The organism is Ureibacillus chungkukjangi (assembly GCF_003217295.1).
Taxonomy (GTDB): Bacteria; Bacillota; Bacilli; order Bacillales_A; family Planococcaceae; genus Ureibacillus; species Ureibacillus chungkukjangi.
The window spans coordinates 49,802-63,172 of sequence record NZ_QJTJ01000020.1 but is presented as its reverse complement, the minus strand read 5'-3'; the positions used below and the strand labels follow the sequence as shown (position 1 = coordinate 63,172).

The window sequence follows — 13,371 nt, the reverse complement described above, 5'->3', positions numbered from 1 at the left end:
AAGATGACGCCTGCACAATACAGTCATCATCTTCTTCAAGTTGCCTAATTCCCCAGAGTCTTTTTAAAAATGTCCTTTACAAAGGGTACACTTTACACAACTAGTGTGTCAAAAGGGGTTAAATTTCTATTTAGCGTATTCTACTGAGCGTGTTTCGCGGATGACCGTTACTTTGATGTGGCCAGGGTAGTCGAGTTCTTCTTCGATTCGTTTGCGGATGTCGCGTGCTAAACGGTGTGAAGCTAGATCGTCGATTTTTTCTGGTTGAACGATGATACGGATTTCACGACCAGCTTGGATAGCGAAGGATTTTTCTACTCCATCATAGCTTTCTGAAATTTCTTCCAGTTTTTCTAGACGGCGAATGTAGTTTTCAAGCGTTTCGCTACGTGCACCTGGTCTTGCTGCTGATAATGCATCGGCAGCTGCAACGATTACGGCAATAACTGAAGTTGCTTCAGTGTCACCATGGTGAGACGCGATACTGTTGATAACAACAGGATGCTCTTTGTACTTAGTAGCAAGCTCTACACCGATTTCTACGTGACTACCTTCGACTTCGTGGTCAATGGCTTTCCCGATATCGTGAAGTAATCCTGCACGTCTTGCTAATGTTACATCCTCGCCTAGCTCTGCTGCTAGAAGACCTGATAGATGTGCCACTTCGATTGAGTGCTTCAATACGTTTTGGCCATAGCTTGTACGATACTTCATGCGACCAAGGATTTTCATAAGGTCTGGATGCAGATTGTGAATTCCAACTTCGAACGTTGTTTGTTCTCCCGTTTCACGAATCTGCTCGTCCATTTCACGACGTGATTTTTCCACCATTTCTTCAATGCGAGCTGGATGGATTCGGCCATCTTGTACTAATTTTTCAAGTGCAAGACGAGCTGTTTCACGACGGATTGGGTCGAAACCAGATAGGATAACTGCTTCTGGCGTATCATCAATGATTAAATCGATACCAGTAAGTGTTTCTAGTGTTCGGATGTTACGTCCTTCACGACCGATGATACGGCCCTTCATTTCGTCATTCGGTAAGTTTACAACAGATACAGTTGTTTCAGCAACGTGATCTGCTGCAAAGCGTTGTAGTGCAAGTGATAATATCTCACGAGCTTTTTTGTCAGATTCTTCTTTTGCACGTGTTTCTGCTTCTTTTGTCATCACCGCAATATCCGTTGAAAGTTCGTTTTCAACTTCTTTAAGGATGATTCCCTTCGCTTCCTCGCGAGTTAAAGCAGCAATACGTTCAAGCTCTGCCGTTTGTGCGCGTACTAGCTCTTCCACTTTGCTTTCCATCTGTTCAATATGCTGTTGTCTCTCAGTTAGAGCTTCTTCTTTTCGCTCTAAGCCTGATTCTCTCTTATTCAGAGCATCATCCTTGCGATCAAGATTTTCTTCTCTTTGCAATAACCGGTTTTCTTGTTTCTGAAGCTCTGCCCGGCGTTCACGGATGTCTTTTTCTGCTTCAGTTCGAATTTTGTGAGTTTCATCTTTTGCTTCAAGTAGTGCTTCTTTTTTCAGCGCTTCCGCTTCTCGCTTAGCTTCATCAATGATTAGCTCAGCTGAATTTTTCGCACCATTTACTTTGGATTCGTTCACTTTTTTCATATACAAATAGATAACAACGCCACCGACGATGAGTCCAAGCAAAGCGGAGATAATGTATTCCATCATTCGAACACCTCCTCTTGCTATATTCGTTTCATTTTCAGTCGGCCCATACATTGACTAAAGTTTTTCAATATATCAAATTCACCCTGTGATTTGATATTCCATTGTTCACAAAACTTAGCTTTCAACATACTGCCTATTTCATTTCAAAATTTAGAAATTATACAATTTTAATTGTATAGCTCTAACCTAGCAATGTCAAGGATTCCCACAACCTACCCCTAAAAAATGTAAGCTTATTGAAGTAGTCTAAATCCCACTTATGAGCCTTTAGTTTTAATTCATCCAGTCTTGCGAGAGTCTAATGAATTACTATACATTCCAAAATATCTAATAAATAAGATATTTCTAACTATTGTTGTCAAAATTTATGATTTGTATTCATTTTTGAGAAAATTTACGTATAGATGGTGCGGATTTGGGAATAATCTCATCATTTTATTATCGGCAAGATAGCAATGTGGTTTTGATTAAGTTTTTTGAAAATAGTTTAGTGAGTGAGTAAAAAATTGGGAGACCTAAGAGAATTGTTAAAAGCAGAGATAAAAAGATTAGTTACTTAAGAGAATTGTTAAAAGCAGAGGTGTTGAGGCGAAGTTAGCTGCTTCTATCAATCTAGTTTGTGGTTCCGTGATTAATCTAGCCACTTTAAATTTCGAAGCGTAATTTTATTAGAAATATCAAATTGCAGCGCACTAAATCTCTAGATCTCACAATTCTTTTAACACTCTCAACTCTCTTAACTTCCCTCTCCCCACAGTAAAACCCACTCCAACTAGTCGGAGTGGGTTGGGATTTAGATTTTATTCTTCATCTAGTAATGAAGCTAGTTCTTTGTCCATTTCTTCTTCTTCGTCATGGGCGCCGATTGTGTATGAGTTAGCTGTCATGCCATAAGATTCACGGATTTGGTTTGAAACTTTCTCGCGGATTTCTGGGTTCGCTTTAAGGAAGGCTTTTGCATTTTCTCTACCTTGTCCAATTCGTTCGCCATCATATGCATACCATGAGCCACTTTTTTGGATGATGTCTAGCTCTGCACCGATGTCGACGATTTCACCTTCTTTAGAAATCCCCTCACCGTACATGATGTCTACTTCAGCTGTACGGAATGGTGGCGCTACCTTATTTTTCACGACTTTAATTTTTGTTTTGTTACCAATCATTTCAGTGCCTTGCTTGATTGTTTCTGCACGACGTACTTCAAGACGAACTGACGCGTAGAATTTAAGGGCACGTCCACCAGTAGTAGTTTCAGGGTTACCGAACATAACACCGATTTTTTCACGTACTTGGTTGATGAAGATTGCTAGTGTGTTAGATTTGTTGATGATACCAGATAATTTACGTAATGCCTGAGACATTAAACGAGCTTGTAGACCCATGTGAGAGTCACCCATTTCGCCTTCAATTTCGGCTTTTGGTACTAGGGCAGCAACTGAGTCGATGATGATGATGTCGATTGCACCACTTCGTACTAATGCTTCAGCGATTTCTAATGCTTGCTCACCAGTATCTGGCTGAGAAAGTAATAGCTCGTCGATGTTAACACCTAATTTTTGTGCGTAAACTGGGTCTAATGCATGCTCTGCATCGATAAATGCAGCTTGTCCGCCTTTTGCTTGAACTTCAGCGATGGCATGCAGTGCTACAGTTGTTTTACCTGATGATTCTGGACCGTAGATTTCTACGATACGACCTCTTGGATATCCGCCGACACCTAATGCTGCGTCAAGTGCTAATGAACCACTTGAAGAAGTCTCCATTTGGCGATCTGATTGTTCACCCAGTTTCATGATAGAGCCTTTACCGAATTGCTTTTCAATTTGCTTTAACGCCATATCTAAGGCAGCTTTACGATCATTACTCAAAATATTTCCTCCTTATATATAAAAACATTATTATCAAAATTCACTTTGGCTTAGGTGCTAATACACCCGCGCCTTTACTTCATACTTTCTAGCAAAAGATTAATTGACCGCAATTTCTAATTTGCTAGGGACAAGAATCTAGTTCATTTTCTTATGTCTCTACTATACTTCTTTTTGAGACAAGTTTCAAGAAAAAAGCGAACATATTTTCGTTTTTCTGGCAAAATAAAAATTTGAGCCCTTTTTAAGCCCAAATTCTAAAAATTGGGTAGTACCATATTTAAAAGATACTACCCTCTTATATTATATCTTTTCGTAGCCCTTCTCAATAAGCAAGCGCATTAAATAGCTGCATGCAAATTTTACCGTTCGGATACGATTTGTGTTGCGCATACCCTGCAATGAAAGCTTATGCATTACCGGCTCAGCATCACCAATGCTAAAGCCTAGCCAGATTGTTCCTGGTGGCTGCCCGTCATGAGCATCTGGTCCAGCAGCGCCAGTCAAGCCTACCCCAACATCTGTGCCAAATCTTTTGCGAACCTGAGCTGCCATAGCTCCTGCACATTCGCCACTTACAACGCCGCATTGCTCGATCAGAGATTTTTCAATTCCGAGCTGATTGACCTTCGCCTCTGGTGTGTAGGTTACAACACCACCGATTAAGGTACCTCCCACTCCAGGAATTTCAGCAAGCTCTGATTGGAACAAACCTGCTGTCAGACTTTCTGCTGCTGAAATGGTTAGCTTGTTATGAATCAGCACTTCCACTAATTTGGAGGCTAAAGAATCGTCATTATAGCCGTAGTGGAACTCGCCCACAATAGCCAGTATTTCTTCTTCCTTAGACTTAATAAGCTTCCACGCGTCTTCAACATTATCAGCCTTTGCTGTAATACGTAATGTTACCTCGCCATCACTTGCAAGCGGTGCAACAGTTGGATTGGTTTGGTTATCCAGGATGTCTTGAACACGATCCTCAAGCTCAGCCTCCCCAATGCCGTAAAAACGCAGGACATGAGATTGAATAACGCTGCCATCATTTAGAAGGGCAGCAAGCTTTGACTTAGCTTCAAACTGGAACATCGGCTCAAGTTCCTTTGGCGGTCCAGGAAGTAATATGTATGTGTTGCCGCTTTTCTCTAAAAGCATTCCTGGTGCCATTCCATGATGATTTGCAAGCACAGTGCTACCCTCTAAAATCAACGCCTGCTTGCGATTGTTTTCGGTCATGCCGCGTCCGCGTGCAGCGAAAAATTCCTCGATAAACTTCAATGCCACATCATCCATCACCAAAGGCAATCCGAGATGCTTGGCAATCGTTTCCTTCGTCAAATCATCCTTTGTCGGTCCAAGTCCTCCAGAGAAGATGATTAAATCTGCACGAGCTTCTGCAATTTCAATCGCACTTTTTAGGCGCTCAGCATTGTCCCCTACCACTGTATGGTAAAAAACATTGATGCCTAGCTCAGATAGTTGCGTGGAGATAAATTTTGCATTTGTATTGGCAATTTGCCCTAGCAACAGCTCCGAGCCAACCGCAATGATTTCTGCATTCATGTCCTAACCCCCTTACTTCGAGTTGACAAACACACGACGGTTTAGATAGAAATATTCCCATCCAGACCACACTGTAAATATTAACGCCACATAAAGGGCAATCATATCAAATGGAATACTGATCATTTCAAAAATCGTATTGTGAAGAAGTAATGCCGAGATGGCAACAATTTGTGCCCAAGTCTTAATTTTCCCTAGCTGGCTTGCTGCAACAACCTCTCCCTCACCTGCAAGAATCGCACGCAATCCAGTTACTGCAAATTCACGGCTTAAAATGATGATGATAATCCATGACGGCGCCATGCCAAGCTCTACTAAGATGATAAATGCTGCTGCTACTAATAATTTATCTGCTAATGGATCAAGAAACTTTCCTAGGTTCGTCACAAGATTGTATTTACGGGCATAATACCCGTCCACCCAGTCTGTACACGAGGCAATGATAAAAACTAAAGCCGCTAAGAAGTGATTCACCGGCATTGTTGCCCCTAAAAAGCTCATATTTCCTAAACCAAAGTCAAATAGTATTACAATCATAAAGACTGGAATCAAAAATATTCTCGAGACTGTAATCTTATTCGGTATATTCATTTGCTAACACCTTTCATTCGAGTATGTGAAACAGCTAGTGAAGGAATTGCCCTTTCCAATTGCTTCCTCGATTTCGTATTTATTGCTAAATTTTGTATTCGTTAAAACGGGAGAAAAATAGCCATCAAAAATGATGACTATTCTCCTGGCTGTAATGTGATAATGATATTTTGCGTTGTAATGGTTTGAGCATATTGAAGCTGTTCGTCGTTGATAAAGACCTTCGCATTGTTTGCATTTCCTAAGCGGATACGAGCGTAAGCATTTGCAGTAGCATCAAAATTAACTAGCTCGCCTGCTGTATAAACACGGTCCTCCACTTGCTCGGCACCCTGTTCATTACGTATACCCACCCAAGTGTCTCCTGTAACCTCGATACGAATATTCATCGTTTCAGTGCCAGATAACTCATAAGATGTTGTTTCTCCCTGTGCAGTACCTGGAGAAATCACTTGTGTTGGAGCTGGCTCTTCTTCTGGTTCTTCAGTCGTCTCTTCAGTTTCAGTATCCTCTGCAGCGTCTTCCTCTTCGTCAACAGCTGGCTCTTCTGTTGGAGGTGGCGTTTGCTGCTCGTATTCTACCTGTGCATCCTCTTGGAGCTCTTCTGGTTGATCGGACGACATCTTTTTTTGATATAAAAACCAAAATGCCACCAAACTTACGATGATGAATAGACCGACGATGATTTTAGGCATCGTTTCCAGTAAACGATTCGTTGAACGCGTATTGAGCTTACGACGTGTCGGACTTTGAGAAATCGATTGAGCAACCTCTTCCTTTTGCTGATCGGGAATTTCCTTCTTAAACTCACTTAAGACTTCCTCTGCATCCAGCCCAACAGCCTCTGCATATTGTTTGATAAATGCTCTAACGTAAAAAGTACCAGGCATGATTGAATAATTTCCTTCTTCAATCGCAACTAGATATCTTTTTTGTATTTTTGTAATTTCTTGAAGATCATCCAAACTATATCCTTTAGATAACCTCGCTTCTTTAAGGCGAGTTCCGAGTTCAGTCAACAATAACACCTACTTTTTAATAATCATTTCAACTCGGGGATCTTGTCGTCCACGATTTTAATATGAATTACGCTTTCATCTTAAAATTTGAGACATTTCCAGGAGCTTAGTCCACTAGTTTTTGTGGGCTGTTTTCAATTACTTTGCTTCATTAAAAATTAAATCCGCCACCAAATCCACCAAAATGGTCGTTCTGTGACATCATTTCATTTTTCTCAATAATTTCATACGTAATCACTTCGTCTGGATGGTGACGCAGCTCGATAATATAGTCAAAATCCTCTATCTTATATTCAGAATGCTGAACAAACAAATCAGGATGCTCTACTACTTTAATAGCCGGAACACGCATCATTTCACGAACAAGCTGCTGATGCCGCTCATCTGTAGTCCTCCGCGTAACTGCTCCATCAAGAATAAAGATATTATTCTCACTAAACTCATCACCCATTAGCTGATGGCGAACTGTTTGCTTGATCATAGTAGATGATAAAAAGAGCCATTTTTTGTTGGCACAAACACTTGCGGCTACAACGGATTCCGTCTTGCCAACACGAGGCATGCCCCTTATCCCAATTAACTTATGTCCCTCTTTCTTAAATAATTCTGCCATAAAGTCAACCAAAATACCGAGTTCATCTCTTACAAAACGGAATGTGTTTTTCTCATCGGCATCCCGTTCTATATAATGACCATGGCGTACAGCTAGACGGTCGCGTACTTTCGGTTCACGAAATTTTGTGACATTGATGTTCTCCATTGTCGAAACAATCGATATAAACCGTTGAATGGATTCATCATTATCTGTTTTTAATAGCATTCCCCGTCGCTCTGCATCTACTCCATTAATCGAAACAATGTTTACTCTTAACATACCCAGGAGTGATGCAATATCACCTAGTAACCCCGGACGATTCACTTGGATTTCATATTCAAAGTACCATTCGCCCATAAAAACGTCCCCCTACTAACGAAACGAAAATTTTTCCTATAAGTTTCATCATAGCGGATTTTATATGTATTGAAAAGTTAGAAACAACCGTTTTTCTTCCAAATTATTAAATTTTATCATCATTAGGTAGAAAATTAACAACCTGACAAAGTTTTCTGTCGAATTTTGAAGAAAATCCCCAACTGGTAGTAATTTTAAAATGAGGAAAAAAGTCTTATTTCTCCTATATAATGATAGAAAAAGAAAAGGAGGACAAGCCTCCTTAAACAACTTAGAAGAATTGATGAAACGCATGTAGAAATGTTCTATGATATAAGGATTTTTCTAAAGGAAGTAGCATTCATTGCACAGGCTTGTACAAAGTGCTACTTTATAAGCCATAACGGCATAAAGAGTGGATACTACTATTGTACGCGGTGGCTTTGTACCAGCTTGATAACACAGTTAGCAAGAGCGTGCTTCTCATCGCCATCAGCAACGGCCCAAAGGTCTTTTAGTACGCGTTCTTGCTCGTTTTTAGGATCTACATTCTTAGCTAAATAGTCACCAATCTGAATAGCTGATTTCTCAATCATCTTTTTAGACATACCATGCTCTTGAGCTTCGTTGACTTGTTCACCTAAAAATGATGTCCATTTTTCCCAGTTTTCTAAAAGTGCCATATTTATCTCCTCCTCCTTTGCACACTTATTATGCGCAAGTTCGGAATTTATATGTACCATCCACCATTAATTCTAATAATTTGTCCTGTAACATAATTCGCTTGACCACTTAAATAGAAACTGACCAAATTTGCAACATCCTCAACCTTACCCGCTCTCGCTAGTGGAATCTCCTCATACAACGCTTGCTTTTCCTCATCATTTAAATGCCCATTCATCGACGTATCAATCAGCCCTGGCGCTATCGCATTCACCAAAATATGATTATAGGCTACCTCTTTTGCATAGGCCTTCACAAACGCATGCTGGGCACCCTTCACCGCACTATACACCGACTCAAACGCAGCACCCGTCTCTCCCCAAATCGACCCTATAAACAGCACATGGCTCCAGTCATTCTTTCTGAGCTTTGGTGAGAGAAGAGCCAAAACGCGCAACGGATTTTGGACGTGCACCCTCCACAGCTTATCCATCTCTATTGCCGGCGTATCCTCCAGCATCCCGTAAAAACTATGACCGCCCGCGAACACAACGGCCTTCAGAGAATAGATTTGAGAAGCAAGGCGCTCTGCGCCCTCCTCGCTACCAAAATCAGCCTGTACTAATAGAAATTCCTGCTCAGGAAAAAGCTTTGTCAGCTCTTCTGTCAAAGATGCTGCTTTTGCGCGACCCCCATTAAAATGCAAATAGAGCGACCAACCATCAAATGCTAGTCGCTTCGCTATTGCATTTCCAATCGCACCAGAAGCACCTACTACAAGTGCGAACTTCTTCATTTACTGAGCACGCTCACTTGAAGGCAGCACCTTAAATACCGTTTGCTGCTCTTCCCCTTGAATTGTTTTCAGCGCTTCTGTTACATCCTCAAGCGTTAGCTTTTCAATCACAGGAACCGCATCAAACAGATTCATTTCATTGAACTCATAGCGCGTAAATTGGTTCGCGATAAATTCCATTGAGTTTAAAGCTCTTAAATAGAAGCCAATTTTCTTGCGTTTAACTCGCTCTAGGCTGTCAGAAGTAAGAAGGCTTTCAGCATTATTGATAACTTCCTTGATCTTAGTCACTAACTGATCTGGTTGAGCAGAGTCAGAGCCGATTAATGCAAACCCATAGCCCTTCTCTAAAGAGAAGTCATAGGCAAAGGATTCATCGATTAAGCCATTTTCATAAACATCCGTATAGAAATTCGAAGCTCTACCATATAGGCACTCCAGGGCAATCTGTACAGAAAGCTCATGCTTGAGCATTTCATCGCCTTTTAGGTCTGTTTGCTTCGCTTTTAAGCCAACATAGACTTTCGCCTTTTGCACATCCATTTTAAGCTCGCGTTCCTTAACCGCAACACATGTTGGTTCCTCCTCAAAATGACGCTCGATTTGTACTGGCTCCGAGAATTCTTTTTTGTTTTGGTTGTCCTCGATAAAGGCCATCATCTCAGTCGGGTCAATCGCACCAACTACAAACAATAGCATGTTCGATGGGTGATAGAACGTGTTATAGCATGTATATAAATGCTCAGCCGTAATTTTGTCGATCGACTCGATTGTTCCGGCAATATCAATTTTCACCGGGTGGCTATGGTACATGTTCTCAATCGCACCAAAGTACAAACGCCAATCTGCTTGGTCGTCGTACATCGTAATTTCCTGACCAATAATGCCCTTTTCCTTTTCTACTGTTTTTTCTGTAAAATAAGGCTCCTGAACGAAATTTAAAAGCGTCTCTGTGCTTTTGTAAATATGGTCAGTAGCAGAGAATAGGTATGCCGTACGAGTAAATGATGTAAAGGCATTGGCAGAGGCACCTGCTTCACTAAACTGCTGGAACACGTCCCCGTCCTCTTTTTCAAACATTTTGTGCTCCAGGAAATGGGCAATCCCATCTGGCACTGTAATCGCTTCTGATTCACCAATCGGTACAAATGTACGGTCAATGGAGCCATATTTCGTCGTGAACGTTACAAAGGTTTTCGAAAACCCCTTTTTCGGCAAAATATAGACATCTAAGCCATTCGGTAGCTTTTTGTAAAATAAAGTTTCATCTAATTGTTTAAATTCAATCGTTTTCATGACGATTCAGGCCTCCTTCCCACATAAGAAATAAACTGCTTCTAGCTGTACTTGAGAAGCCATTTTTTGCACATCTTCTTTTGTCACCTGATCCCAGCGTTCCTTCCAAGTATCCACTGAGAAAGTCTCGCCTAAATCCTTATACTGGTCATAAATCTCAATCTGCCCACGTGCAAGGTCTAGCGTTTCCTTCAGCTGATTCACAAGCATCGCTTTTGTTTGCGTCAGCTCAAGATCCGTGATTTCACCATTTTTCATGGCTTCTAATTGCTCTTTAATGACATCTGTTGCCTTCTTTTCGTTTGAAGGCTCAATCCCTGAAACAACATAAACCAGGCCGTATTGGGAATTATAAGAGCTTGAAGCATAGTAGGCCAAGCTTTCTTTTTCACGAACATTCATGAACAATTTCGAGTGCGCATAGCCACCGAACACACCGTTGAAGATTTGCATTTTTGCATAGTCTTCATCACCAAAGCGCACTGGTGTACTAAAGCCAATATGCAGCTTCCCTTGCTTCATCTCCTGCTGTTCTTTTGTATACTCTTTTTCAGCTTTAGACTCGTTTGTATCCTGTTGAGTTTCTTTAGCTTTACGATCCTTGAATGGAAGTGCTTCTGTTAGTTTCTTTTGCACCGCTTCCACATCGATATCCCCAACAACATAGATATCAACCTTATCTTCATTTATCATCGCTTGATATGTCTTTGTTAACGATTCAGGCGTGATTTGCTTCACTGTATCAATCGTCCCGCTCGCTGAAATCGAAGCCGGGTGATTCGGGCGAAGAATTTGTGTCAAACGATACTGAGCATAGCGTGTTTTATCATCAAAAATGGACTGGATACGCTGTGTCACCATTTCCTTTTCACGTTCAACAATCGATGGCACAAAAGTACCATTTTCTAGGTTTGGCTCAAAAATCGCTGTATTGATAAGATCGAGCACTTCATTAAATACTTTGTTTTGTTGAAGGTATTGATCATTCACCGTTTCTACATTAAGTAGAAGTGTGTGCTCGCTCCCACGCTTTGACGCATCAAAATAAAGCACAGTCCCGAACAAATCATCTAAATAGCTTCGGAATTCGGCCGATTTCTTAAATTTCCCATTGCTGTGCTGAAGAACATTCGATAGAACTGCTCTTTCTGCAGCAGATTGCTGATCCAATGGGGCTCTAAATTTTATTGAGAAACTCACAGTTTTAAATTGTGTCGTTTGTCGAATATGCAGATTTACACCCTCTGCTAACTGTGTCGATAAAAACAAAAAAATTCCTCCGATCGTCATCAATGAACGCCTGCGCACACTGACTGTTTATTCATCTAGGTTTATGTTTTTGGTCCCCAAAACACATGTGGAACCGGAAAAATAGTGATAGTACTACTATACATGTAGAATTGGTTATTATGCAAAAATAATCCAATTTCTTTCATATCTTCATCATCCACTAATTAATTTTACCCTCCCCAGTAGGATTAATGCATGAAAGTTATTTAGATTGGGCTGTTGTGTGGATTAAGTTTTGCGTGGGGGATTGGTTTGGCGGATATATTTGCTTAACTGGCGGGTATTTCAGTAAAAGTGGCGGATTTCTCTCAAAATTTGGCGGATAAATTAGTGAGGGTGTTAGGATTGTCTGTAAACGCATTTCTTCTCTATGCACTTAACAATTTACTTAAGTAACTATCTTTACAGCTTGTTTAATGAAAAAGAGCTGGAGTGTTTTAATAAATTTGTCCCAAATTTATTAATAATTTACTAACTGAACGCGTGTGATTTTGAAGTGTCGGGTTTCTTGAAGAATGTGTCGGGATTTTTCGCATTTTTGTCGGGTTTCTTCAAAAAAGTGTCGGGAATATCTACAAAAGTGTCGGGAATCAAGCTCCATGCTCCCCATGCTCCTCCCAAAAACAAAAAAACGCCTCCAACCGACCTAACTCGAGGGGAGGCGTTTCTATATAAGTCAAACGGTTGGTAGCCCGTCCGACTTAACGGACAAGATTAGCGTTTGCCTTTTACGTAAGGGACACCACTTGCTTTTGGTGCGTGGGCTTTTCCAATGAAGCCTGCTAGTGCTAGGATTGTTAGAACGTAAGGTAAGATTAATAGGAAAATCTTTGGTACGTCCTGTACATACGGAATTGAACCCCCGGCAACACTTAGTGCCTGTGCGAAGCCGAAGAATAAAGCCGCTCCTAGTGCACCTAGTGGATGCCATTTACCGAAGATCATTGCAGCGATGGCCATGAAGCCTTGACCACTGATTGTTGATGCTCCGAAGTTACCAGAGATTGCTTGTGCGTAGATTGCACCACCGATACCACCAAGGGCACCAGAGATCATAACTGCTACATAGCGCATTTTTGTAACGTTTACACCCATTGTGTCGGCCGCCATTGGGTGTTCCCCAACTGCTCTTAAACGTAAGCCGAATGGTGTTTTATAGATTACAAACCATGCAACAATTGCTACGACGATTGCTAAGATAGATGTTGCGTATACGTCTACAAAGAACATTTTCCCAAGGATTGGGATATCGCCTAATACAGGAATATCAAAGCGAGAGAAACGTTCTGTAATTGAATCTGTTTGACCTTTATCGAAAATCATTTTTACTGTGAATACTGCTACAGCAAGACCCAGCATATTAAGGGCTACCCCAGAAACAGTTTGGTCTGCACGTAAAGAAACAGCAGCAACAGCTAAGATTAGTGATAAAAGAATACCGAAGCCCATTGCGACGATTAGCCCAACCCATGGAGTTGCATTTCCTAATTGGTCAGCAAATGATAAGTTAAAGATAATACTACTTGCAGCACCGACGATCATAATCCCCTCAAGACCAATGTTTACAACACCTGATCTCTCAGTAAATACTCCACCGATTGCTGTTAAAATTAATGGCGCTGCATAGAAAATTGCAGAAGGAATAATAAAATATAGCACATCTAAAAAGCTCAT

General features: G+C 41.0%; 11 protein-coding genes. All 11 read right to left on the bottom strand.

Translation table 11 applies throughout. The annotated features are described in order from the left end of the window. Positions 1-126 precede the first annotated feature (126 nt). The 11 genes from rny to BJ095_RS13475 all read right to left on the bottom strand — a co-directional run bounded on the left by rny (position 127) and on the right by BJ095_RS13475 (position 13,371). Positions 127-1,680, bottom strand: coding sequence for a ribonuclease Y (gene rny, locus BJ095_RS13525; protein ID WP_107933126.1), 1,554 nt, complete (start codon positions 1,678-1,680; stop codon positions 127-129). 803 nt (positions 1,681-2,483) lie between these two features. After that, the gene (recA, locus tag BJ095_RS13520; protein WP_282433265.1) at positions 2,484-3,551 is read right to left on the bottom strand and encodes a recombinase RecA; all 1,068 of its coding nucleotides are present in this window, start codon (positions 3,549-3,551) and stop codon (positions 2,484-2,486) included. Between the two features lie 303 nt (positions 3,552-3,854). Next, positions 3,855-5,111, bottom strand: a complete 1,257-nt coding sequence (locus BJ095_RS13515) for a competence/damage-inducible protein A (protein WP_107932852.1) — start codon at positions 5,109-5,111, stop codon at positions 3,855-3,857. 12 nt (positions 5,112-5,123) lie between these two features. Then, a complete protein-coding gene (gene pgsA, locus BJ095_RS13510; RefSeq protein ID WP_107932850.1) occupies positions 5,124-5,702 on the bottom strand; it encodes a CDP-diacylglycerol--glycerol-3-phosphate 3-phosphatidyltransferase in 579 nt (192 codons plus the stop codon). A gap of 137 nt (positions 5,703-5,839) precedes the next feature. Beyond that, positions 5,840-6,730 carry a helix-turn-helix domain-containing protein gene (locus BJ095_RS13505; protein WP_306460146.1) on the bottom strand — a complete coding sequence of 297 codons (891 nt, stop codon included), beginning with the start codon at positions 6,728-6,730 and terminating at the stop codon, positions 5,840-5,842. Between the two features lie 142 nt (positions 6,731-6,872). Continuing rightward, entirely contained in the window at positions 6,873-7,673 is an 801-nt protein-coding gene (locus tag BJ095_RS13500; RefSeq protein ID WP_107932846.1) for a DUF3388 domain-containing protein, read from the bottom strand. 404 nt (positions 7,674-8,077) lie between these two features. Beyond that, positions 8,078-8,335, bottom strand: a complete 258-nt coding sequence (locus tag BJ095_RS13495; RefSeq protein ID WP_107932845.1) for a DUF3243 domain-containing protein — start codon at positions 8,333-8,335, stop codon at positions 8,078-8,080. A 47-nt stretch (positions 8,336-8,382) separates the two neighbouring features. Further along, a complete protein-coding gene (gene ymfI / locus BJ095_RS13490; protein ID WP_107932843.1) occupies positions 8,383-9,111 on the bottom strand; it encodes an elongation factor P 5-aminopentanone reductase in 729 nt (242 codons plus the stop codon). Beyond that, complete coding sequence (gene yfmH, locus BJ095_RS13485; protein WP_107932841.1) at positions 9,112-10,407, bottom strand: EF-P 5-aminopentanol modification-associated protein YfmH; 1,296 nt, start codon at positions 10,405-10,407, stop codon at positions 9,112-9,114. Positions 10,408-10,413: 6 nt separating this feature from the next. After that, positions 10,414-11,676: an EF-P 5-aminopentanol modification-associated protein YfmF gene (yfmF, locus tag BJ095_RS13480; protein WP_107932839.1), complete on the bottom strand. Its 1,263-nt coding sequence runs from the start codon at positions 11,674-11,676 to the stop codon at positions 10,414-10,416. Positions 11,677-12,411: 735 nt separating this feature from the next. Next, a complete protein-coding gene (locus BJ095_RS13475; protein WP_107932837.1) occupies positions 12,412-13,371 on the bottom strand; it encodes an ABC transporter permease in 960 nt (319 codons plus the stop codon).